The sequence below is a fragment of the Paenibacillus sp. FSL R7-0163 genome (assembly GCF_037969975.1).
Taxonomy (GTDB): domain Bacteria; phylum Bacillota; class Bacilli; order Paenibacillales; family Paenibacillaceae; genus Paenibacillus_AQ; species Paenibacillus_AQ odorifer.
Genome location: NZ_CP150224.1, coordinates 3,012,390 through 3,037,401, shown reverse-complemented (window position 1 = coordinate 3,037,401; position 25,012 = coordinate 3,012,390). Strand labels below are relative to the sequence as shown.

Genomic DNA, 25,012 nt, shown 5'->3' with positions numbered 1-25,012 from the left:
TATAGGGGGACCAAACTATGAAACGTATTAATATAGGAGATCGAATATTTATAGGATTCATATATGTATTCTTGACTTTACTGGCATTTTCCGCCTTTTATCCATTTTGGAATTCACTTGTTATTTCCTTTAATGAGGGGATGGATACTTCGAAAGGCGGAGTTACTTTCTGGGTCCGTGAGTTCACGCTTGAGAATTATAAGATCGTTTTTGAAGATTCCCGTCTAATGGGTGGATTCGTCATTGCTACATTGCGGACGGTAATCGGTACAGTAACAGCGATACTGGCCACTTCGATATTCGCTTATGGAATGTCGAAGCGTGAACTGATGGGTCGCAAATACTACATGATTATGTGTATCATTACTATGTATTTCGGTGGGGGACTCATTCCGTCATACATGCTTATCAGAAGTTTAGGTCTCTTCAACTCATTTTGGGTGTTTATTATTCCTGCACTGGTCAGCGTATGGAATATGATCATATTCCGGACCTTCTTTCAAGGTCTTCCACAAGGTTTAGAGGAGTCAGCAAAGATTGACGGTTGCGGGTATTGGGGGACTTTTGTCCGCATCGTACTTCCTTTGTCGGGGCCAGTTATAGCAACATTATCTTTGTTCACAGCAGTAAATCACTGGAATGAGTGGTTCGTAGCGAGTATTTACATTACGAAAGAGGAGTTAATGCCGATTCAGACCATCTTAAGACAGATACTGTTCTCTAATATTGCTTCAGAACAGCTGTCTAATGTAGATGCAAGCTCCATTGCTCATATTAACTCGGCTAAGAAAATAACCTCGAAGTCATTAACGATGGCTACGATTATGGTTGCAACCATTCCGATTGTATGTGTGTATCCATTCCTACAAAGATTCTTCGTTAAAGGGGTCTTGGTCGGATCATTAAAAGAGTAGGATGATAGAATGAGATTGGGTTTAGAGCGTATTGCTTTGAACATAGATTACAAATTGAAAGGGGAAAATACATTGAAGACTAAGAGAAAGATGCTTCTCGGTATGATGTCTACCTTGCTATTAACGACTTTGGTGGCGGGTTGTAGTGGCAACAATTCAAGCGCTCCAGCGGCAACTGCTGAACCAGAGAAAGAAGGAGGAACAGCGGTCAACACAGCAACTGAAGCTCCCGCGGCTGATTTGTATGAATTAGGGAAAGAACCGCTTGAAGTCTCATTCTACGGAAATTACGGCTGGTATCAAATGCCGAAATGGGGCAAAGATGCTGCTTCTAAATGGATTTTAGATAATCTGAAGATTAATGTCACAGGAATTAGCTCTGGTGGTAATAACGCTCAAAAGCTGCAAACGATGATCGTTGGTAACGAGCTGCCGGATATTGTGTGGACCGAGAAAGGTGCTGACGTAGAACGTCTTCGCCAAGCGGATATGCTAGTTCCTTTAGATGAATATATTGATAAATATCCAAACTTTAAGAAATACCTAACATCTGGACATTTGGAATTACTTCGTTCCCCTGATGGGAAGATTTATCAGCTGCCGAATTATTATACAACTCAACCAAACGGAAATGCCGGTTATGCTATTAATAAGAAGATTTACAAAGAGCTTGGTTCTCCTAAGCTAGAAACGACAGATGATTTGTATGCATATTTAAATGCTGTTAAGGCGAAGTTCCCTGACGTTATTCCGTTCGAGACAGGCTTAGCGAGAGATGGTAACGGAATTGACCAGTTATTTTCCTCTTTTAAAGAGAATAATCTGTCGTATACTAGAATATACGCCGTACCTGATGGCGACAAAATGGGTTCGATATACAAGGATGAAGGATTCCGTGAGTCTGTTGTATTTGCTGCTAAATTAATGCGTGAGAAGCTAATGACGCAGGATGCGAATACACAAACAGAAGATCAAATTAGAGAGAAAGCGATGAATGGCAAGTTTGCTGTTATTGCGACTTTTGATCCAATGAAATTGCTCGCCACTGCTGATGAAGAGATGAAGAAGACGGATCCAGAAGCTGGTTATATGTTTATTAAACCGATTTACAAAGCTGGTTTGGATCAAAGTAAGATTACTCCAGGAACGTACAATCAGTTAGGTTGGAACGTTGCTACAATCACTAAAAACGCTAAAAATCCAGAGGCTGTATTCGCTATGCTTGACTGGATGACAGGACCAGAAGGTTCTATGGTTCTTAACTGGGGTCCTCCAGGACCAGATGGTTATTGGGATGGATTTGAAGCAGATGGACTTACTCCTAAATTTAATAAAGATAAGTATCTGAATGAGCCAGAAGCTCTGTCCGAAATTAGCGGAAAAGCCGGTGACTTGGTATGGGTAGGTAATACAGTTTTCTTGGATAATACAAAGAAAATGATGTTGCAAACCCTTCCAGCTGACAAGATTGACTTTAGTAACCGTTGGCAGATGGAAGTAACTTGGGCTTCACAAGGTGACTTTACGGAGTTCCTGAATTGGGATCCGGCTCCAGACAGTGAAGAAGGTATTATTAGACAAAGTGTCAGAGATATCTGGTTAACAGCAAGAGCAAAATCTATGTATGCGAAGACTGATGCAGAAGCATTAGCAATTCTTGATAAAGCACATGAAGATTCTATCAAGGTTGGCTATGAGAAATTCCTCGATTATGTAACAAAAGTATGGACAGAAAATAAGAAAGCTTTAGGTAAATAATAATTTGTAATACGAAGGTTTGCTATTTAGCGAGCCTTCGTTTTTACGTCCCATTTCTAGTGCTCATTGCTTTATAAGCTGTTAGGTAAGAGAATGAATGGTATACTGAAAAAGATTGGTTAGTAGAATTCAGCAGGTTGGTTTAAAAACATTTCAAAGGAGGATTGTGTTGATGTACAACGTATTATTAGTAGACGATGAGATGCTTGATCTTGAAGGCATGAGACAATTCATTCCTTGGAATGAACTGGGTATGCAGGTCGTGGAGGCAGCGAATAACGCGTTTACCGCATGCGATATTTTAGAACAGCATGTTATTGATATTATTGTTAGTGATGTGAATATGCCGAATATGTCGGGTCTAGAGCTGGCTCGGATTGCCATAGAGAAAAAAAACGATATACGTGTGATTTTTGTAAGCGGTTACCAGGATTTCAGTTATGTGAAACAGGCGCTTTCGCTAAAAGCGTATAGCTATGTCCTTAAACCAATGGATGACAAGGAACTTATTGCTGCACTTCAGAAAGTTAAGCAGGATTTAGATGATGAAAGTAAACGGCGTGACGTTGAAGAAGCTTATCAGCATATGATTCCTATGGCCAAAAATGATTTGTTGATCCGCTTGTTTGAAGGGGAATGGGAGGGGGATACTCAAGCTGGAATGTTGAAGCTTATGAAATCCTACGGTCTGGATAAGCTGGAATGGCCTATACGTGTGGCGGTCTTGGAGCTGGACTATTTCAACTGGTTTCAAGAACAGGATAATCTAACTAAACATCTAATGTCCAAGGACTTTCTATATGAAGTGAATACAATTGCTCAGAAGCACGGGATGCCTCATTGCTATAAGGTATCGTCTTATCGAATCGCGTTGTTGATTAACGAACAGGAGATGGAGAGGTTTATTGAAGAAATTTATGACTCGATTCGTACAAAATTTCCTGTCACTATGACCGTAGGTGTAGGGAAGCCTACATTTGCTATGGAACAGGTCCACACCTCCTATCGGCAAGCTATGGAAGCCGTTGACGGAAAGATGTTTCTTGGCAAAGGCAAACTTATTATGTATGAAACGGTTAGCAGCGAACCTGGAATGATTGATGCCCGTACGTTGGATACCCGTATGGATACGCTTTTTAAAGCGATGAAAGAATATGAGTTAGTCCTTATTTATGATGAGATCGATAAGCTGTTCAGATCCGTGAGTAGTCTAAGATCTAAATTTACGATTCATAATCTAGCCATGTATATTATATGGAAGCTGGATCAGCAGTTGAAGGAGGTTAGCGAGGATTTATTTGAAATCTTAGGTATGGAGTTACATAGTTTAGATATTTTGCTTCAATTCGATACGATCAGTGATATACGCTCTTGGCTTGTACTCAAAACGTTTGAAATATCCGAGTACCTACGAAGCAAAACAGAGTCAGTGAACAATAAACTGATTAGAGAAATTATGCAAATGATGAAGGATAAGATGAGCGAGAATTTTACGTTAAAGGATATTGCACAGCAGTTCTCTTTCTCACCCAACTATTTGGGATATCTATTTAAAGAGGAAACTGGGAAAACGTTCAGCGAAGTACTCATTCAGCTGCGAATGGAACAAGCAGGCAAGCTTTTGAAAGATCCGAAGTGTAAAATCTATGAAATCGCGAGCCAGGTAGGTTACCGTTATCTTCCTTACTTCAGCAGACAGTTCAAAGAAGCCTATGGTATGACACCTATGGAGTATCGTAAGCGGGAGAAGTGATGGGGGATGATGTTGCATGAAACAACCAAGAAGAAAACATAAGTATGTGCCGATAGGGTATAAATTAATGCTGACCTATATTTTTTTCATTATTATCCCTGTATCCGTGATCGGTTTTGTCTCTCACTCTATGTACAATGATTCATTACGCGAGCATACAAGTTCGAATATTAAAGGTACGTTGTTGCAGATTCGCGATAATATTGATTATAAAATGGGGGAAGTTATTCGGATATCAACGCAATTATATAGTGATTATGATTTCTATCGGAATTTGCGAAGTTATGAAGAAGGCTGGGAAAATTATGATAGGATGTCTATGAAGGTACTTCCAAAGCTGGACGTAGCTATTCAATCAACGGGTATGAGGATTGGGATGTCGCTATTTTTAAAGAATGAATCCATTCCTGAGATCTATTCGAATTCACTTGAGGGCTATCTGGATAATAGTAGCTTCTATCATCTTTACCATATGAAACGGATTGAAGGGAAATCCTGGTATTATGATTTTCCAACCGAGAAATACGCGGAGACTATGAAATGGTGGCAGATCGAGCGCGATGTAGAAAATAATCGGATCTCGTTGCTCCGTAGATTAATAGATACATACGACCCTCTCGTGCCTAAGGAGATTGGCTTCTTGCGGATTAATGTAGGCATTCCAGATCTGTTTAATAGTGTGAATTATACGAAGATAGGAAAAGGAAGTATTCTAATTTTAAAAAACGAGTTCGGAAGAACGATGTACCAATCGGGAGAACTACCAGAGCACTATACCAATGAAGCCGAACTTAATAAGGATTACCTGACGATTAGTGAAACAGTTACGGTTTCTAACCAAGCTTGGCAATTAAACGCGCTAGTTCCAATTACGATACTTGAACAGGATGCAGTGAAGGTACGACTGTTTATTATTTTAATGTGTCTCATCTGTTGTGTTGTCTTTAGTTTTGTCGGCATATTTATATCCCGATATTTTTCAATTCGGATTAATAAGTTCGTGTACGTGCTGAATGCCTATCGGGAAGGTGATCTTCACAAGCGTATTTCCTATCGAGGCAAGGATGAATTCTCTCAGATTGCAACCGCGTTAAATGATATGGGCGAGAATATCGATATGTTGATTAAAGAAGTATATTTGACGCAGCTCCAGAAGAAGGAAGCAGAGCTTGAAATTCTACAATCACAAATCAATCCTCATTTCCTATATAATACGTTGTCATCTATTATTCAATTAGCCAAGTTTGGTCAAAATGAAAAGCTGCAGCAGATGGTGCTGGAATTAGCGAAGTTTTATCGCCTGACGCTTAATGAAGGACGTACCATGATTCCGGTCCCCACTGAAATTGAACAAGCAAACGCTTATTTAGAAATTCAGAAAATTAAATACGGTGATCGTCTGGAAGTTATGTTTGATTTTGATACAGAAATCTGGCCTTATGAGACCATAAAACTGATTCTACAACCATTTATCGAGAACGTGCTGAAGCACGCCTGGTGTGGTGACCACATTCATTTACGCATTGTTGGGCGTAAAGAGGGCAATGATATTCTGTTCCGCATCATTGATGATGGAATCGGCATGAGACAGGAACGTATTGATCAAATTTTTGATCCAAAGGGCCATACGAATACAGGTTATGGGGTCCGTAATGTGGATCAGCGGATTAAACTGCAATATGGATCTGAGTATGGCGTAACCATTTTTAGTCGTGTCGGAATTGGCACTTCTGTTCAGATACTTATTCCGGCTAATAAGGGCATGCGTGGCATTCGTTCGAATATTGTACATGATGAAAAGGGGTCTTAAAGCTAGTTTTTCTAGCCTAAGACCCCTTTAGCTTTAATTAGAACCCTTTATATTGAGGCTCTTCGGACTCTAATTCGGTTACCCGGTTCTCTACTTGAGTTACGATTTGTTGTGTTTGCTCAGCTGCGTTTGTGAACAAGGTTTTTGCACTCTCGTTTTGTGTTTCTAGTGCAAATTGTTCAAGACTGGCTTGAGCACCTTTTAAAGAAGATAAACATGTTTTTACTTGTGAGGCTACTGTCATTGAGTTTCTCTCCTCTGTGTTGGATTATTAGCATGACGATTGCTATTGTCCTCAAATGCATCTATCGTTATGCAGGAAAAAAATTCATGTTTGTAGTAATAGAGGATTTTCCATAAATAAGTAGTGAAATTCCGGAGTGAATGCGGCTTTATTGACAAATAATGAGTGTTAGTAAACAAGCTTTGATTCAAAAAGGAGGGTATTTGTAATGCCGGAGTGGTTGGAGGTTATAGTTCGAACGCTCTTTGCTGTGGTTGTACTTTTCTTTTTAACAAAATTACTGGGAAAGAGACAAGTATCGCAGCTCTCGTTCTTCGAGTATATTACGGGGATAACCGTCGGCAGCTTAGCCGCTTACATTTCTTTGGATACGGATAAGTTATGGCATTTAGGGCTCATTGCACTAATTGTATGGGTAGCTTGTTCTTTAGGGATCGAATACCTTCAGATGAAGAGTAAAAAAGCAAGAGACTTTATTGATTTCAAGTCTACCGTACTAATTAAGGACGGGAAAATTCTCGAAGATCACATGAAAAAAGAACGTTTAACCACAGATGAACTGCTGGAGGAGTTACGCAAAAAAGACGTTTTCAATATATCGGAAGTGGAATTTGCGATTATGGAATCTGATGGAGCCATAAATGTTTTACTTAAGAGTGAAAATCAGCCGCTAACCCCTAAGCAATTGGGTATAAAGGTTGCTCCAGAGAAAGAGTCACAAGTTGTCATTATGGATGGTAAAGTGCTCGACAAACCATTAGATACTCTAAATCTAACGCGAAGCTGGCTTGATGGTGCCCTTGAAAAAATGGGTCTGACTGTTGAAAATGTGTTTCTTGGACAAGTTGATTCTTATGGTGAGCTGACAGTCGATTTGTATGCCGATAACTTTAAAGTCCCACAGCCGCAGGATAAGCCACAATTATATGCTTTGCTGAAAAAGTGTGAAGCTGATTTAGAGATGTTCAGTTTATCAACAGATAACGAAAAAGCTAAAAAAATGTATGAACAATGTTCGGAGCAATTGCAAGCTTCACTGAAGGTTTTGAAACCGTTAATTCAAAACTAAGGGTATAGATAAGGCACTCTCGAGTGAGATCGAGGGTGCTTTTTTTATATTAATTTAAATAAATGTAATAATATGGGCACAAAGTAGCTGTACAACTTCAAAATATTAATTATAGTTGAGATTAGGCTGGAGTTATAGATGACACAGGATTGGAGGAATGTCCTCGCTTTTTATTTAAATCACAAAAACAAGGAGGAAGATGTTCACGTGAAACTAAAAGGACAATTTTCATTCGGAATTATGGTTACGCTTACAACTTCGCTGGTTCTAGGTAATTTGGTATGGAGTAACCCTACCGCACAGGCAGCAAATATTTTTAGCAATGATTTTGAGAATGGAAATGCCGACAATTGGACGAGTACAACAGGAACTTGGTCTGTAGTTGAAGAGAGTGGCAATCATATGTATTATCAATCCAGTCAAAACGAAGGACGTTCGTTCTCCGGTAGCAACACGTGGACAGATTACAGTGTTCAAGCCGATGTGAAGATTGATAATTTCAATGGAACTAATCGAACTTATGTGTGCGGGCGCTATGTTGACGGAAATAACTATTATGCTGCATCTCTGTCTAACAGTAATGGTGGGACGCTTGAAATACGAAAAAAGGTGAATGGTTCAAGTTCAACACTGGCTAGTAAAACTGATTTTCCTATAACCACTGGAACTGCCTATACAGTTAGGCTGGAGCTTAGTGGAGATTCGCTTAAAATGTATGTAAATGATGTTTTGCAGTTAAATGCACACGATAACAATTTGACAGCAGGAGGTATTGGACTTGTAGCTTATAAGACAGCAGCGAAGTTCGACAATATCAATGTCTCCGATATCACAACGGGCACTCCGACATCTACGCCTACCGTAGCACCAACAATTGCACCAACGGTAGCTCCTACGGCTACTCCAACAGCAAGCGCAACCCCCACTGCGACAGTAGCTCCAACCGCCACTCCAACTGCAACACCAATTGCAGGCTCGATTTATGTAGCCCCTAATGGTCTGGACAGCAACGCAGGAACAATTGGTAGTCCAACCACACTGGCCTCAGCGATTACGAAGGTAGCCCCCGGGGAAACCATCTATATGCGTGGAGGGGTTTACACGTATTCTTCAACAATAATTGTTGGACAAGATAATAGCGGAAGCTCTAACTTACGAAAGAACATCGCTGCATATGGGACTGAGAAGCCTATACTGGATTTTTACGCCCAGCCATTTGACCCAGCTCAACGTGGTTTGCAGATATACGGTAACTACTGGAAGGTAAAAGGATTAGAGATAAGAGGCTCAGGAGACAATGGGCTCTTTATTGGCGGGAACTATAACATTATTGAGAATGTTGAAACCCATCATAACCGGGATTCGGGACTGCAAATCAGCCGTTATGCTTCATCTCTGACCAGCATGAGTCAATGGCCGAGCTATAATCAAATCATTGGAGTATACTCTCATGATAATTATGATCCAGATAATGGAGAAGACGCTGATGGTTTTGCTGCTAAGCTGACTATAGGTCCTGGTAACGTATTTGATAAATGTATAGCTGCATGGAATACAGATGACGGCTGGGATCTTTACAGTAAATCAGAAACAGGCCCCATCGGAGTGGTGACGATCAAGAATAGTATCTCCTATAAGAACGGACAGACCTCAGATGGAAATTCAACGGCAAACAGCGATGGGAATGGATTCAAACTAGGTGGTGAAAAGATTGCAGTAAACCACATTGTACTGAATAGCATCGCATTTCAAAATAAAAAACACGGATTCACTTACAACAGTAATCCAGGTTCCATCCAGTTAACAAATAATACTTCTTGGAGTAACGGACAGAGTAACTTTGCTTTTGATACCGGTACTCACCAATTTACGAACAACTTGTCTTTTGCAGGAGGATCGAGCGATAAAACAAGTGGCACCGATATTCTAAGTACTAATGTGTGGTGGAAGAGTAATGCAAGTACCAATGCCAAGGGTTTGGTAGCCAGTGCCGCTGATTTTGTAAGTCTTACGCCTTCAGTGGTGCGAAATGCTGATGGATCTTTTAGTCTGGGCAGTTTCCTCAAATTAACTGGGGGTAGCGACCTAATCGGATCTGGAACACCTAGCGGAACTAATATTGGTGCTACATTTCCTTGATTTGAAATCTAGGGGTTTGATGGGCATGAGTTCGGTACTATACCGGACTCATGCCTTTTTGCTCTGATATAAGAATAAACCTTCCATTTCATTGGCAAACTAAGCCAGATTAACAAGTCACAATCTTGGAGGTATGCTGCAGATGTCTGGAATTATTGAAACAATTAAAGAACAACTAGAGGGATCTAGTGATGCAGTTTTTCAATCCATTCGCCTTCACGGGCATTCCTGCCACTTGATCTATATCCCATTCATTGTGAATTCCCTGAGTCTTCATAAGGATATTGCATTGCCGCTAAGAAATGAAGCAAATTCAGAGCACAAATGGTCTGATTTTTTAGAACGACTGGATCGAGGAGCTGTTTTTCCAATCCCGTATCTTAAGGAGTTTGACGTAAACAAGGCTGTAGATCTGATCGTCGCTGGAAAAGTAGTGCTTTGTTTTGAGGAGCTTCCTTATGTTTATTATTTTGAGATCACGCAATATCAGAAAAGATCGGTCACGGAATCACAAAATGAACTTGTGGTGATTGGACCTCAAGAGGCATTTATTGAAGATATTGAAACGAATCTGTCCCTGCTCCGACACAAAATTAAACATCCGGATCTAAAGACTATTCATTATACGATTGGTAAATATACAAAAACCGATGTGTATGTTGTATACATTGAAGGTCTTTATAAAAAAGAAGTTCTTGCTGAAATTGAAAAGCAAATAAATGAAATAGAAATTGACGGAATATTGGGCATTAGTTATATATCGGAACAATTGCGGAAGGGGAACTTGACACCATTTCCGGTATTTCAATATACAGAACGCCCCGACTCGGTGGCAGCTTCTTTAATGGAAGGCCGGATTGGAATATTACAGGATGGCACACCCACTGCAATGATTGCACCTACATCTTTTTTTACAATGCTACAATCCTCTGAGGATTATTATCAAAGCTTCTATGCAGCAAGCTGGATTCGAATCGTTCGATTTGTGTTCTCCATCATATCCATGATTCTTCCATCGCTTTATGTTGCGATTACAACCTTTCATCCTCAGATCATTCCCTCAAACCTGTTAATTACGATAGCATCTGCCAGAGAGAATATTCCTTTCTCAGCCTTGACTGAGGCTTTAATCATGGAGCTTACCTTCGAGGCCCTTAGAGAAGCTGGAACCCGAATACCAAAGCCTGTGGGCCAGACCGTTTCTATTATTGGGGGTATAGTCATCGGTCAAGCTGCGGTACAAGCAGGAATTGTATCTGCTCCAATGGTCATTGTTGTTTCTATTACCGGAATTGCCACCTACATCATTCCCCATTATGAGCTGGGTTTGACTTTTCGTTTACTTCGTTTCCCTTTATTGATTATGGGGGGGACGATGGGATTACTCGGGGTATATATTACAGCCTTTTTGATTTACGGGCATCTGGCTAATCTTAGGCCGTTAGGTTCACCGTATTTACAACCCGTTGCTCCTTTGGTGTTACAAGACTGGAAGGACACATTATCTCGTTTTCCCTCTAACTATATGAAGAAACGAAGCAACATTTATAGCAACAGGAATCTAAGGAGACAGAAACAAAAATGAGAACTCTAAAAATTGGAGTTGTTATACTTCTACTCCTAAATGTAACAGGCTGCTGGTCGTCCAAGGTGGAACTGGACGAATTAACCTTTGTATACGGCTTGTTTATAGATGTAGGCAAAGAAGCAGGCACCGTTGAAATTACGATTAACTCTCCTTTGCCCAATCGTCTTAACTCATCAAGCCAACCCGCTAGTGGTGGCGGCGATGGAAATAGTTATTCTACAGTTTCCAAGACCGCAGATACGATAGCAGATGCCATGTTACTAGTCCAAAAAGACCTAACACGTCAGCTTAGTCTTTCCCAATTAAAAATAATCGTCTTAGGGAAAGCTTATGCAGAACAAGGAATCGGTGAACTTCTGTTATGGATTAGACGAGAGCCAGCCCTTCCCCTTGGAACCTATGTCATGGCGAGTCCCGGCAGTGCCAAAGAGATGAATACATTAACACCTATCTACGAACAATTGCCTTCTGATGTACTAATGAGCTTTGGAACAGAAAAATATATGTTTTCAACTACAATCAAGGACTGCTTGTTCGCCGAGGCATCTGGAGTTGGGTTTGCTATAAATAATCTTTCATTTGGTAAAAAAGAGGAAACTACAAAAGAAGGTAAACCACAATATTGGGCAGGCATTCAAGGGGCCATGTTGTTTCAGAATGAGAAAATGAAGGGAATACTAAAGCTTAAAGAAGGTAGGGCATTGGCATGGGCCGCAGGCAAGCTTAAGCTGTCGGTTTATTCTGTTACCTGGGATGGAGGAGAAAGTGCGGCAAGTGTTGTATTTGTTAGCACCAAAGCTTCAAAGAAAGTAAAACTAACGGATAAAGGCCCAGTGTTCACAGTGAAATTAAAAGGAAAAGCTAGTGTGATTTATTTAAGGGACCCTAAGAAAAGAAATCTAGAAGAGATCAGTAATATCATTACAGAGAAACTAAGCGATAAAATTACTGCTAATCTGACCGAAGCTATACGTTTATCCCAAGAAGCAGGTGCGGATGTTCTACAACTCGGCATGTTACTGGAATGGAATGATCCGAAACTTTGGAAGGAAGTAAGAGAACGTTGGGATAATTACTACACTCACGAGGCAGATATTAAGGTGGCAACGGACTTTCGCATTGTAGATTTTGGAACAGCAAAATAAAGAACTGAGGAAGGAAAAGTTATGCGTACAACAAAGTGGCAGCTGTTCCGGTTTATCACTATTTTTTTCAGCTCACAAACCACCATTTTTTTGATTCCAACTATTATTGCTAGTTCCTCCTATCAAGGCTGGATTGCATTAATAGTTGGCTCTTTATTAGGCTTGATTTTATTATGGTTTACAATCTATGTTGGTAAGCTGCGACCTAATCAAGCTTGGGTTCACTTTGGAAAAGAGATCATTGGCAAATGGCCACACAAATTTATGCTACTGGTCCTACTATGCTGGTGTGTTTATTATGTTTCTTACGATATAGAGAACTTTGTACTATTCTTTGGTTCAAATTATTTAAGAGGAACTCCGCCGCTGTTTATTCAGCTTGTAATTGGTTTGGTGATTATGTACACAGCAAGTCTAGGTTTTGTAACGATTACATATATGGCCGACGGATTATTTATTATTTTTCTAATAACCACGATCATTTTATTTAATTTGTTCCTTTCGAACGCGGATTTTAATATGTTACCAGCTTTTATTCATTATCATGATCCTGGAATCGCCATGAAAGACTCTATTGTGGTCATGTCATGGTTTGGAGAATGGATTGTTCTCTTGTTCGTTGCACCTGATTTAAAAATTGAAGCAAAGATGTTAAAAAGATTGGTATTTGCACAGCTCTATGTATCAATCACTGTCTTAATTGGATGGATATTGACGATGCTGAGTTTTGGTCCACATCTTGGTCAGCAGCTCCAATATCCTTTTCTTGAGATGGTGCGTAGTTCGAAAGAAGAGAATTTATTAGGGAATACTGACCCGCTTTTGATTGGAATATGGTCGTCATCTATGTTTATTCACAGCTCTTTCCTTATCTACATAGCTTCAAAATGTCTATCGAGTTTGTTCAATACTAATGGTAAAAAAATTTACGTTCCTCTTTTAACACTGGCTTCAGTGACAATAGCATACTTATATTCACGAAACGTCGGCAGATATTACGAACACTATAAAAGCTTTGCAATTGTGATCATTTGGCTAATCGTAGAAAGCATACCTATCTTTTATGGGATTGTAGCTTTCATTCGATATCGGCATAAGACTGTGAAATGAAAATCGAAAGGATGACGGGGGCTGTCTAATTATGGACAGTGCCTTTTTTGTGTGAATTATAAATTGGGTACGCTTTCTGTTATGATTAAAGCACTTATTACATAATTATCCTCAGATTGGATGGTGCATTCACATGAATCTTCAAGAAGTTACTGAACTTATCAAATCTATTAGGGCCAATCTTGCCAAAGTCATTGTAGGAAAAGAGGATGGAGTAGACCTGCTGCTGACCGCATTACTTGCGAATGGACATGTTCTGCTGGAAGATGTACCAGGAACGGGTAAAACCTTGCTCGCAAAGGTTCTTGCCAAATCATTAGATTGTTCATTTAAGCGCATTCAATTTACACCGGATTTATTGCCTTCTGATTTAAGCGGGATCAACTATTACAATCAGAAGACGGGAGAGTTTCAGTTCAGACCAGGTCCGGTATTTGCTAATATACTGCTGGCTGACGAAATTAATCGTGCAACACCTAGAACTCAATCCAGCCTATTAGAGTGTATGGAGGAACGGCAAATTACTATCGATGGCGTAACGCACAGATTAGAAGCACCATTTCTTGTCATTGCTACTCAGAATCCGATAGACAACCAAGGGACCTTCCCACTGCCTGAGGCTCAGTTAGATCGATTTTTGATGCGGATTACTACGGGTTATCCTACCTTCGATGAAGGGATACATATTTTACAGCGTTTTCGTGAGAATAATCCGCTCGAAGAGTCTTTTCCTGTAGCAACGGCACAAGATATTCAAGCCGCACAGCGTTTAGCCGCATCGGTAAGTATCAGTGATGATTTATTAGGTTATATCGTACGGATAACGGAAGCTACCCGTAATTCTACGGCAGTAAAACTGGGGGCGAGTCCACGTGCTAGTGGCGCGTTGCTTAGATCTGCTCAGGGATATGCACTTATTCAAGGCAGGTCCTATGTAACACCGGATGATATCAAAGCCGTGGCTGTTTCCGTGCTTGCACATCGTCTGCTGCTTCATCGGGGATTAGGCTCAAGAGAGGGACAAGCCGCGGATATTGTATTGCAAGTGCTTCGTGAAGTTGAGGTGCCTGCTGAACCCGTGACGTCCTTAAGAGGCGGAAAGGTGGAATGACCTATGGCTTTGCCTTGGTTCATTTTCATTACTGTGGCGTTGGTGTTACTTCTTGCTGACATTTATAAACGAAATGGCCTGAAAGCGCTTAGTTATTCTCGCTATTTTTCACGCAAGACTGCTTATGAAGGAGAACGTATTGAGATGATCGAGGAGATCGTTAATGCGAAACTTCTTCCTTTGCCGTGGCTCCGATTGGAGTCTAGTATTGCGAGAGGTCTGGAATTTGGGAGTCAGGATAATCTTGGGATTAGTACAGGAGAAATCTCTCAGAATCATATTAGTTTATTCTATTTAAAATCTTATCGTCATATTAAAAGACGGCATCAGGTGACATGTGAGCGTCGTGGTTTATATCGTTTGGAATCCGTGACTATGACAACGGGAGATCCATTTGGTTTGACTCGAAAAAACAAAACGTATCCACTCGAGTTAGAGTTATTGATCTATCCCGTTCTGCTGAATCTAGACGAGCTTCCATTGCCCATTCATAGCTGGCTGGGTGAGCTTCCTGTGAAAAGATGGATCGTTGAAGACCCTTTTCTGACTGCTGGCATTCGTGAGTATAGCTCAGGAGATTCTATGGGATTGGTAAACTGGAAGGCTACAGCACGTACTGGTGTTATGCAGGTTCATAAAAAAGATTATACTGCTGACTCCCGGCTCGTCATCTGTCTGAATATAGAGGACAGTGATTCCATGTGGAGAACGGTGACTGATGTGGAACGAATCGAGCAAGGAATAAGATATGCAGCGACTATAGCTGAATACGCAATGCAGCATGGAATTGAGACCGGATTAATCTGTAATGGCAGATTGGACGATGCTGGCGAAAGAGATCCAATTGAAGCAGAGCCGATGGCTCAGCTCGAAGATATGTTAGAGCTGCTGGCAAGGCTGAAGCTGGATAGAACACTTCCTATGAGTCGACTATTGGAATTGCAGGTTGAGAGTGGAATTAGTGACACAGACTTTCTAATCATAAGCTGCCATAGAGGAGCAGAAGTGCAAAAGGCGACGGATCTCCTAATGCAGCAAGGCAATGGTGTGGAATGGCTGGATATTCCGGAACAAGGGAGAGAGAGCGCATGAAGCTTACGTTGTCTGGCTATGTAAGGGAAACAGTCAAACTCTGGTTGTGGTCTGTTATTGAATTGTTGCTATTTCTACCGGTTTGGGTTCTATTTCAGATTTATTTGTTGCCCCAACAAGATGAACAAATATGGTTGATTGCGCTGCCTATACTAGCTTTAGCGGGCATTCTTTTGCGCAATTTTTGCAATGTAAGATGGAAGCAATTGCTTGCCGCCTTAATCCTCGGGGTATTATTAGGTGCGGTTTCAGGGAGTTTATCCATCGAAAGCCTTCCCTTAGGTGTGGCTGGATTTATATGTACATTTTTAGGGATGACGGTAGACTCTAGAAATAATAGATTCAGAATGTTTTGGATAGGTATAATAATCTATTTTGTAGCTACTATAGCGTTTCATAGAGTTCCTGAATTGGAGCCAAGTGTGCCGTTATTGACCTGGTGTGGCAGTCTGTATTTAATACTGACTTTACTTATTTCTAATAGCAGCTATATACGATACAGCGCACTTACTGAAGAGAATGAAACGCTGCCCAAAGGGATACAACGGAATAATCGTATATATGTCATTGTGATTGGAGTTATTGCAGCTGTACTAGCAGCAGGTGTCGGCAAAGCTATAGGAACACTGGTATGGAGACTCTTACGCTCATTTTTCAATTTTATTAATCAGTTATTTTCTGGCACAAAAGAACCAGAGCCTCCGCCAGCAGAATTGCCGCCAGCAACTCCGATGTTACCGCCTGTTGGCGAGCAAAAGCGGGGCTGGCTAGCTATTATACTAGAGTACGGATTCTATATTTTGGCAGCGGTATTATTGGGGTTTGTAGCCTATTATGCACTTCGCTGGTTGTACAGAAATGCTGGAGAAAAGTGGCGGAGAGCCATAGATGCATTGTTATCGATGTTACGTAGGGAACATGCCCCTAAGAATAATACAGCATATCTTGACGAAGAGAAAAGCGTCTTTACTTGGGAACAAACCGTTCGAGGGTTGAAGGATTTCTGGAGCTCACGTCTTCCTTCAAAACATCGAAAGGATCGCTGGGAACAGATGAATGGCGAGCAGGAACGTGTACGTTGGCTTTATCGGCGGTGGCTAAATATAAAGCGCGATAACGGTTATGAAATGAAAAGTTATCTTACGCCGCAGGAAACAAAAAGGGATGTTTTGCTATGGGGAGATCGTAACAAGCATAAACGTAAGGGAGATGAAGATTCTATAGCTGCGTCAGAACAATTGATTGAAATATATGAAAAAGTTAGATACGGAGAAGACCAGCCTGCGGCTTCTGATATTGCAGCCTTGAAAAATCAACTGAAATTATAGAATCGTTTTCAGAATATATGCAAATTGGAACAAATAGGTTACAAAAGGCCTGTAAGTGTTACAACATGGATACAATTGGATCTGCTCTAACCACTATAATAATTCTAGTAAAATACTCGTGGAGGGAAGTCAATGAGAAAGCATAGCAGTACATATGTTGTTTTACTCTTAAGCACCTTTGTCATAAGCCAGTTGACAGGGCATACCGCTTCGGCTGCATCAGTTAGTTCTGTTCAGCCAAAATCTGCGGTAGCTGCTGCAACTGTAGCAGCTCCTAGTAATCTGGGTTCCGTTTCTTTAGGAGCTAATATCAAAGCTACACTGGAAGATGTGAATATTTGGTCACAGCCTGGAGGCAATATTTTAACTTATACAATTAACTATTCGAATGGCAGCAACAAAAGTGCTAGCCTATTGTATTATTTTTCGAGAGTTATGACCTCTGGCGGCTCTGTCATTCCAGGGAATCCACTAAGTGCTGACTCTACTAAGAAAAAAGTGGGTTCTAATGAAAGCTTGCGCGTTACATATTATGTTAATGTCGGCCAGGTAAACTCGTTAAAAGGTATCAAGATTCCAATGTACGTTTGGGATTCCAAAACCAAGGGGTATCTCAAGCAAGTAGGAACTTTTAATATACCCGCCAACTATTCGCCAACCGCTGTAAACGGTAAAACTGTAAGCACTACAATGAATGACATTCCGGTTGTTGCTAAAAGTGAATCCTTGGAGCTCTACAAATACAGCGGAAAGGTTTATGCCAAGGTCGGCATAAGCTTGACCAATAAAGGCAGCAAAGTATTAAGTGATCCTGGTTACGCAGCATATTTGGTCTCGGCAGGGGGAAGCTCGTATGAATTAGCCCTTGACCGTTCTCAGCTTAGTTATAAAATTCAGCCACAAGAGAAAAAGACCATTTATTATCTTACAGAAATTCCTTCGTATATGAAGACGGATAATATGAAACTGCAATTCACCCAAAAGGATGAGGCGCTGAAGCTGGAGATTGCCAAATCTTCGTACAAGCTGCCTGCGGCTACAACACCAAATTTGGTAGTTGGCAAAGGTGTAATCAAGAAAATTACCATCAATAACAATACGATTGAAACACAATTAAATAACGCAACCGTATACGCAGAGAACAATAAGGGATTCTGGACTTTTCAGCTGCGAGTGAAGAATACAGGGAAGACAGCCGTTACGTTACCTTCTTATGAGCTTGCCGTCAAATCCTCAACTGGGACAACCTTTCCGATCAATTCTAAGGGCTTGAGCGGATTAACCATAAAACCTCTGGAGGAAAAAATCATCCCGCTTACCGCACAAGTCCCCCTTGAAGTAGAACAGAATTCACTGCAATTGCAGATGATTGAGGCTGTTTCTGCTCCAGATAATAGTGAGACGGGAACTACCGGAGACGGAGCAGGAACTGGAAGCACTGGTGGAACCAATGTCGTTACGGGCAACACAGCTAAACTAACTGTTCCGGTTGCTTACTTTACAATCTCCTATACCTTGCGTCCAGAGATACAGAAAGGGCTCGAATATAGAGCAACAAATGAATATGGGACGTTTACTTACAGTTTAGTTTCCTTACAGCGTTTTCCATGGAAAGACGACGATATCGTAGTTGCCAGATTAAATATTACGAATACCCAATCGGTTGCCTTGTCTCTGCCGGAATTAAAGGGAGCTGTTCAGGTAGACAATGAGGACATGTCATCTTCAACGGAACTGTTTATGGATAAGGAAACTTCAACGATTGGACCAGGTAAAAACGCTGAAATCTATGTGTTTGCCAAAATTCCTTATACACAAGAGTTCGATAAACTAAAATTAAATCTTTATTCTATGGTAAAAGAAGAGAAGAGCTCGTTCCTATCAGTTACTACTAACAGCATGATGAACGCTGTAGCTTCTATTGAAACTGGAGGAAGTTATGTTATCTCTGGTAAAGGTAAGAACGCTAAAGTGCAAGAGAACAAAACCATTATTTATGAAGGACTTAACTCCAATCTCGTATACACAGAGCTCCTTTTGAGCAGTGAAGAGAAAAGACAAAGCAAAATGGCTCGCCTCCAAGCTTATTACAAAACGGGAGACGGTCAGCTATTCGAAGCTACAGCCAATCAACCAGATACTTCTGCTACTCCGGGCGGTAAGCAATTAATCACCTTCTGGGCGAAGGTTCCGAAGGCCGTTAATACTTCTGATGTTAGCCTGTTCCTAGGGCCAGGGATTACTGGGAATAAGCTGACGGAACCGGGTCAGGAATCCACTGGATTTATTAATATGGCTTCACTGTCATTAAATCCGGTTACCACTCCACCAGAGAAAAACTTGACGAAGGTGGCAATTTATCCGTATACCATGTCCGTTCTAAGTTCAGAAGGGCGCTCATTACAAGGCAGTGACTCTATAAATATAGTTATGAATTACAATCTTCTTCGTGATAGCAGCTATGATATGGGTACCTTCACGCATAAACTGGTCCTGAAAATGACGGACCCATATGGTCTTTCTCAGGAACGAAGCTTGAACATCGGTACTGATATTCTTGAAGGGACCAACAACTCGTATACAGCAAGCTTTAGCAATAATATGTATAAGAATTTGTCAGGAGGTACCTACCGGATCACGCTGTACGATGAATTCCAAGGCGAACGGATCGAGCTGGCTAGTCAAGCTTATAACATCAAGATTGATAGAGCAGTTGTAACTGAGAAATAGCATTTCATATCTATTATTGTACGAAGAGGAGCAGCTCCAATGTTGCGAGTGGAAAATGTAACGCATTCTTATAAAAACGGTAATGAAACTACAGCAGTGCTTCATCAAATTGACTTTTCTGTGAAAGAGGGGGAGATGGTAGCACTGCTGGGGAGCTCGGGTTCCGGTAAGTCAACGATGCTGAATCTGATGGCAGGACTAATGAAGCCTACTGAAGGCCATATTTATATTGCCGATCAAGATATCGTGAAGATGAGTGAGAATAAGCTATCGGAATTTCGCAGAAAAAATATCGGGTTTATCTTTCAAGCGTATGAGCTGATTACTAGCATGACAGTCCGTGAAAATGTAGAGCTGCCGCTGGTTTTTCAATCCGTTGCACCCTCTATACGTAAACAAAAAGCTTTAGAATTGTTGGAAGGGGTCGGCATTCCTGATAAAGCCGACTTGTTCCCTTCCCAGTTGTCTGGCGGACAGCAGCAGCGTGTCAGTATTGCGCGCTCCTTAATTACGGAACCGTCTGTTATTTTTGCAGATGAACCAACCGGAAACCTAGATTCGAAGACAGAAGAAGAAATTATCAATATCCTGCTTAACCTGAACAAGAAGATGAAGACCACCTTCATAGTTGTAACTCACGAGCTAAAAGTCGCGGAGCAAATGCAGCGGATATTCACGCTTCGGGACGGATATATGATTACTGAAAACCAAACTTCTTCGGATACTGAACTCGAAGGGGGTATACTCATTGAGGATTAGTGATATTTCCCGCTTGGCTTGGGAACAGGTCAAACGGCGGAAAGTTGTCACAGGTCTTTGTATGGCTGGCATATCCATTGGATGTGCTGCAATCATAGTTGCATTAAGTATAGGAGACTCCGCACAGAGCTACACGGAGCGGGAAATCAACCGCAATTTCAAAATGGATGAAATTACGGTGTCGCCCAACGGAGGTATACCCTCCCAAGGAGGAGGCAGCGGTGGCAGCGGATCGTCTGCGGCCAATGAAAAGCTTGATCCCGGCAGGCTGACGGCGCAAAAGCTGGAGATTATTAAAGGCTTGCGGCATGTAACTGCAGCAGCTCCCTTTCAAGAGCTAGGGTACATACAGATGTTGACTATCGATAATAAAATAACAGATGTACAGCTTATTGGAACCGATCTACGCCTGTTAACGAAATATGATAAGAAATTCAAACAAGGCGGGGCTTCTGATTTAGTGGGAATGGCTGTACTGAACTATGGTGCAACCGTTGGACTGATTGATAACGAAACTCGGCAGCGGCTTTTTGAACAACTGAGTACAGATCCATATAACAATAAGTTGATGGAACAGTACAACAGCTTAAGTATGCTTCCAACAGATATGTACAAGCAACAGGTTCAATTACAATCTTTTGATCCCGCCTCTCAAACCGGAGGGATGTTAGTTAGCTCACCGATTCAAGTGGTGGGGATCCTCGACAACCCGAGTGGAACGAACGAGAATATGGCTATGTACGACAAGAAGATCTATGTGTCACTAGAGACTGGCGAGCGGCTTGTAGAACAAATGAAGCTATCGAGTGGAACCGCTGGGCAAAAGGGTGTCTATAACTCAGCGATTGTAAAGGTAGACAGCACTGAGAATATCGTGGAACTAGAGAAGCTTATTCAGAAACTTACACTAACGACAAGCACGAATTTGTATCAAAAAGAGGCACTCGCTGATACCTTCAGCATGGTCAAGAAAGCGGCTCTCGGTGTAGGTGTATTTATTCTAATTATTGCTTCGATCTCCATTATCGTTGCGATGACTATGTCCACTCATCAACGACGGCGGCAGATCGGTATCATGAAAGTGCTGGGCGCCAATATGGGCCAGATCCGCAATATGTTCATTACAGAAGCGGCATTGCTCGGGATGTTGGGCGGATTGCTTGGTATAGTCTTTTCATACTTGATTGTATTAGGAATTAATAAGCTCATCGGTACCTCTTCAGGAATGGGTGGAGGCGAGCCTTTGGTGATTTATATTCCTCTGATGACTCTCCCGGTAGGGATCGCATTTGCGGTAATGACAGGGGTATTATCAGGTATTTATCCGGCGATCAGTGCATCCAGAACGAATGCACTCACGGCGATTAAACGGGATTAGCTATTTTTAAGTTGAAAGGAAGCCAAAGTGATGAAGAGGAGAATCAAGTGGATAGTATTGGTACTGATTATAATTGCAGCAGGTTATTTTCTATACAATAAGATGTATAAGCCTGAAGCGCAGTTAGAGCCTGTTGAACCCCCACAAGCAATAACTTTTGAGGTCACACAGGAGACCATTACCAATTCCATACAGGTTAAAGGTAATTCTAATTATGAAAAAGAAACGCTTGTTTATGCTCCATATGCTTCAAAGGTGACAAAGTGGAAGGTTGAGAACGGTGGACAAGTCAAAAAAGGCGATTTACTGTTTACTCTCGATCAGGAAGCCTTAAAGAATGAGATTGCTACACAAGAGGCGACTATCCGAAAAGCAAAGCTGGAAGCAGAGCTGAATGAATTTGTGAGCCAGCAAGACGAGGAGAATGCAGCCCTTGGTGCGACTGAAGCAGAACGGATTAAAGCACTCACAGCCCAAGAAGCAACACGGCTAGGGGACGAGCTTAATCAGGTCAATGCCGAAATACAGGCACGCGAATTAACAGAGAAAAAAACCAAACTCAAAACAGCACTTTATTATGCTCCGGCATCCGGCATTTTCTTATTTGACAGTGCAAGCGAAATTCCGCAAACAGTGACAGATAATCAATATATCGGAAAAATAGTAGATATGAACAAGCTTGAATTCATTGCTCTTGTAGGTGAACAAGACGTCTTCCGTATAAAGACAGGCATGAAGGTCGACGTAAAAATGACAGCTATAAAAGATTTGAAGTTATCTGGAGAAGTTACGAAGGTAGCGAAATTTGCAAAGACTGCTTCAGGTCAGAATGCCACTACCAGTTCAGTTCCTCAATTCGAAGTGGTGATCACGCTGCAGCCTGACGAGCATTTGATCGGTGGCTTAAGCTTAAACGGAGAAATTGAAACAGTTCGCAAAGAAAATGCCACCGTTGTATCCAGCATAGCTGTAATGCATGAAGGAGACCTCTCCTACGTTATGCTGGATAAAGGGGACGGGCAATATGAACGAAAAGATATCGAAGTGGGTCTGGAAACAACGGACAAAACAGAGGTTCTCTCTGGGTTGAAGGTTGGAGATGTTGTTGTTCTTCAGTAAAAATGACTAACCCTTGGTTTTACTTCTCAATTGTTTGACGCCAAACGTTAATATCTTTATTAAGATCGGTAAGATCAGGAACCGGGATTTGCTCATCGGAAAGGTTATATTTGGCTTTTAAGGCTAAGATCCGATAGACGCTTTCATCAATCCGTGTTTCTTGAATCTTACCGTTTTTTACGTTTTGCAGGAGAGAGTCCATGACCCGTTTTTCATTATCATAGCCGTGAGCAACAAGGAGAATATCACTACCTGCATTCACAGTATCTACAGCTGCTGTGGCCAGATCGTAGTTCTTCATAATGGCTCCCATGGTTAGATCATCTGTAATTACGATTCCTTGGTAGCCCATTTCATCTCGAAGCTGTTCACCAATAATGGTACGCGATAAGGATGCGGGTTTGTCTGGATCTAATTTTGGAAACAAAATATGAGCGACCATTACGGCGTCCGTTCCCTCTTTAATGGCTCCTTGGAAGGGGAGCCATTCTAATTCGGCTAGCTGACCGGCTGTTTTGTTCACAATCGGCAGATCCAGATGGGAGTCGACGGAAGTATCTCCGTGTCCTGGGAAATGCTTGACAACAGGAATGACGCCTTCACTCTCAATTCCCTTCATTTCGGCAATCCCTAGTGCAATGACTTGGCCAGCAGCATTGCCGAACGACCGGTCTCCGATGACTGGATTGTCTGGATTGCTATTGATATCGAGAACGGGAGCAAAGTTCATATTAAATCCGGCTGAACGTACTTCTCTTGCGAGCAGCTTTCCCATTTTCTCGGCTGCAGCAGCGTCATTACTTGCACCCACTGTTCCGTTAGAAGGGAATGTAGCATATTCTTTAGGCATCCGGCTGACTTTTCCACCCTCCTGATCAACACTAATGAATAGTGGGGCAGGGTTGCCAGTGTTACTCTTTTTCATAGAATTGATAAGACTGATCATCCCTTTCAGGCTTTTAATATTGTCCTTATAGAGGATGATTCCACCGATTTTGTCCTCGGTAATCATCTTTTTAGCTTGCTCATCAAGGACAGTTCCATCAATTCCAACTAGGAGCATTTGTCCGATTTTTTCTTCCAAAGTCATCTCAGCAACCTGAAGAGCAATTGGATCGCTGACTGCTGAGGGGGTGGGACCCAAGCTGGTGGTTGGTGAAGGTGTGGATTGGGAGGTCGGTGTAGCGGTAGCTTCAGATTGTGAATTATTGCTGCTATTGGAACAGCCAGCTATGAGGAACAGTGACACCATAGCTGCAATAATGAAGAGTGTACCGGAAATCTTAGGCTTTAGGCTGTGACGGGTCAATCTAATCATCTGAATAGTCGTCCTTTCGTTAGCTAAATTAGATATTGGGAGAGGAATCCTTGCTGACTTAGAAGCACGGTGATAAGATAAACTTAAATATTTACATATTAAATTTGAATAATGAGGTGACGGTCCAATGAAAGATGGATTAGTACAAGCACTTAATGAACAGATGAATTTCGAGTTTTATTCCGCTCATGTTTATCTAGCGATGGCTGCTTATTGTTCCGGCGAAAGTCTGGATGGATTTGCAAACTTTTTTCTAATTCAAGCCGAAGAAGAACGGTTCCATGCCATGAAGATTTATAAGTTCCTTAACGATCGGGATAACCGTGCTACGCTAGAAGCACTACCAGAGCCGAAGAACGAATATAACTCGATGTTAGATGCTTTTGAACATGCCTTCGCGCATGAACAACAGAACACTAAACGGTTCTATCATTTGGCTGATCTTGCTCTGGATGAGCGTGAACATGCGACGATTTATTTCTTGAAATGGTTTATAGACGAGCAAGTAGAAGAAGAAGCACTCTTTAGCAACATCATCAGTAAACTGAAACGAATTGATAAAGATAGCAACGCCTTCTACATGCTGGATGCCGAGTTTGCTGCACGTACTTTTACAGCTCCGGCTGAATAAGTTATTGAAGCCCAAA

18 protein-coding genes and 1 pseudogene are annotated in these 25,012 nt (G+C 41.5%); 17 read left to right on the top strand and 2 right to left on the bottom strand.

The features are described from left to right. Positions 1 to 17 precede the first annotated feature (17 nt). The 4 genes from NST45_RS13360 (at position 18) to NST45_RS13345 (ending at position 6,235) form a co-directional block, all read left to right on the top strand. The gene (locus NST45_RS13360; protein ID WP_036678249.1) at positions 18 to 914 is read left to right on the top strand and encodes a carbohydrate ABC transporter permease; all 897 of its coding nucleotides are present in this window, start codon (positions 18 to 20) and stop codon (positions 912 to 914) included. A 72-nt stretch (positions 915 to 986) separates the two neighbouring features. Continuing rightward, entirely contained in the window at positions 987 to 2,672 is a 1,686-nt protein-coding gene (locus NST45_RS13355) for an extracellular solute-binding protein (RefSeq protein ID WP_170914248.1), read from the top strand. Positions 2,673 to 2,844: 172 nt separating this feature from the next. After that, positions 2,845 to 4,425 carry a response regulator gene (locus NST45_RS13350; RefSeq protein WP_036678246.1) on the top strand — a complete coding sequence of 527 codons (1,581 nt, stop codon included), beginning with the start codon at positions 2,845 to 2,847 and terminating at the stop codon, positions 4,423 to 4,425. A gap of 16 nt (positions 4,426 to 4,441) precedes the next feature. After that, positions 4,442 to 6,235: a sensor histidine kinase gene (locus NST45_RS13345; protein WP_076141688.1), complete on the top strand. Its 1,794-nt coding sequence runs from the start codon at positions 4,442 to 4,444 to the stop codon at positions 6,233 to 6,235. A 37-nt stretch (positions 6,236 to 6,272) separates the two neighbouring features. On the opposite strand, the gene NST45_RS13340 is transcribed toward NST45_RS13345, so the two are convergent. Next, positions 6,273 to 6,479, bottom strand: a complete 207-nt coding sequence (locus NST45_RS13340) for a DUF1657 domain-containing protein (RefSeq protein WP_036678243.1) — start codon at positions 6,477 to 6,479, stop codon at positions 6,273 to 6,275. 208 nt (positions 6,480 to 6,687) lie between these two features. Here NST45_RS13340 and NST45_RS13335 point away from each other — a divergent pair, with 208 nt between their 5' ends. The 12 genes and pseudogenes from NST45_RS13335 to NST45_RS13280 all read left to right on the top strand — a co-directional run bounded on the left by NST45_RS13335 (position 6,688) and on the right by NST45_RS13280 (position 23,047). Then, positions 6,688 to 7,548 (top strand): DUF421 domain-containing protein, encoded by an 861-nt coding sequence (locus tag NST45_RS13335; protein ID WP_036678238.1) that lies wholly within the window; start codon positions 6,688 to 6,690, stop codon positions 7,546 to 7,548. Between the two features lie 969 nt (positions 7,549 to 8,517). Further along, positions 8,518 to 9,687 (top strand): annotated as a pseudogene (locus NST45_RS13330) (right-handed parallel beta-helix repeat-containing protein); the annotation flags it as partial. A 133-nt stretch (positions 9,688 to 9,820) separates the two neighbouring features. Continuing rightward, positions 9,821 to 11,272: a spore germination protein gene (locus NST45_RS13325; protein WP_076146118.1), complete on the top strand. Its 1,452-nt coding sequence runs from the start codon at positions 9,821 to 9,823 to the stop codon at positions 11,270 to 11,272. Continuing rightward, the gene (locus NST45_RS13320) at positions 11,269 to 12,420 is read left to right on the top strand and encodes a Ger(x)C family spore germination protein (protein ID WP_036678233.1); all 1,152 of its coding nucleotides are present in this window, start codon (positions 11,269 to 11,271) and stop codon (positions 12,418 to 12,420) included. Before NST45_RS13325 ends, NST45_RS13320 begins: the two co-directional genes overlap by 4 nt. Before the next feature lie 21 nt (positions 12,421 to 12,441). Then, positions 12,442 to 13,530 carry a GerAB/ArcD/ProY family transporter gene (locus tag NST45_RS13315; RefSeq protein ID WP_038570738.1) on the top strand — a complete coding sequence of 363 codons (1,089 nt, stop codon included), beginning with the start codon at positions 12,442 to 12,444 and terminating at the stop codon, positions 13,528 to 13,530. A gap of 133 nt (positions 13,531 to 13,663) precedes the next feature. After that, complete coding sequence (locus tag NST45_RS13310; RefSeq protein WP_076146115.1) at positions 13,664 to 14,641, top strand: MoxR family ATPase; 978 nt, start codon at positions 13,664 to 13,666, stop codon at positions 14,639 to 14,641. Between the two features lie 3 nt (positions 14,642 to 14,644). Continuing rightward, positions 14,645 to 15,733 carry a DUF58 domain-containing protein gene (locus tag NST45_RS13305; protein WP_076146113.1) on the top strand — a complete coding sequence of 363 codons (1,089 nt, stop codon included), beginning with the start codon at positions 14,645 to 14,647 and terminating at the stop codon, positions 15,731 to 15,733. Continuing rightward, a complete protein-coding gene (locus NST45_RS13300; protein WP_036678223.1) occupies positions 15,730 to 17,061 on the top strand; it encodes an FUSC family protein in 1,332 nt (443 codons plus the stop codon). The genes NST45_RS13305 and NST45_RS13300 overlap by 4 nt, the downstream gene beginning before the upstream one ends. Positions 17,062 to 17,193: 132 nt before the next feature. Then, positions 17,194 to 19,791 (top strand): hypothetical protein, encoded by a 2,598-nt coding sequence (locus NST45_RS13295; RefSeq protein WP_051491010.1) that lies wholly within the window; start codon positions 17,194 to 17,196, stop codon positions 19,789 to 19,791. Between the two features lie 39 nt (positions 19,792 to 19,830). Beyond that, positions 19,831 to 20,550, top strand: coding sequence for an ABC transporter ATP-binding protein (locus tag NST45_RS13290; protein WP_036678220.1), 720 nt, complete (start codon positions 19,831 to 19,833; stop codon positions 20,548 to 20,550). Then, entirely contained in the window at positions 20,540 to 21,928 is a 1,389-nt protein-coding gene (locus NST45_RS13285) for an ABC transporter permease (RefSeq protein ID WP_170914247.1), read from the top strand. The genes NST45_RS13290 and NST45_RS13285 overlap by 11 nt, the downstream gene beginning before the upstream one ends. A 30-nt stretch (positions 21,929 to 21,958) precedes the next feature. Continuing rightward, positions 21,959 to 23,047 carry an efflux RND transporter periplasmic adaptor subunit gene (locus NST45_RS13280; RefSeq protein WP_036678218.1) on the top strand — a complete coding sequence of 363 codons (1,089 nt, stop codon included), beginning with the start codon at positions 21,959 to 21,961 and terminating at the stop codon, positions 23,045 to 23,047. A gap of 19 nt (positions 23,048 to 23,066) precedes the next feature. On the opposite strand, the gene nagZ is transcribed toward NST45_RS13280, so the two are convergent. Next, on the bottom strand, positions 23,067 to 24,365 hold the full coding sequence (gene nagZ, locus NST45_RS13275) for a beta-N-acetylhexosaminidase (protein ID WP_076099330.1): 1,299 nt from the start codon (positions 24,363 to 24,365) through the stop codon (positions 23,067 to 23,069). A 127-nt stretch (positions 24,366 to 24,492) separates the two neighbouring features. Here nagZ and NST45_RS13270 point away from each other — a divergent pair, with 127 nt between their 5' ends. Beyond that, on the top strand, positions 24,493 to 24,996 hold the full coding sequence (locus NST45_RS13270; RefSeq protein ID WP_036678216.1) for a ferritin: 504 nt from the start codon (positions 24,493 to 24,495) through the stop codon (positions 24,994 to 24,996). Positions 24,997 to 25,012: the final 16 nt, after the last annotated feature.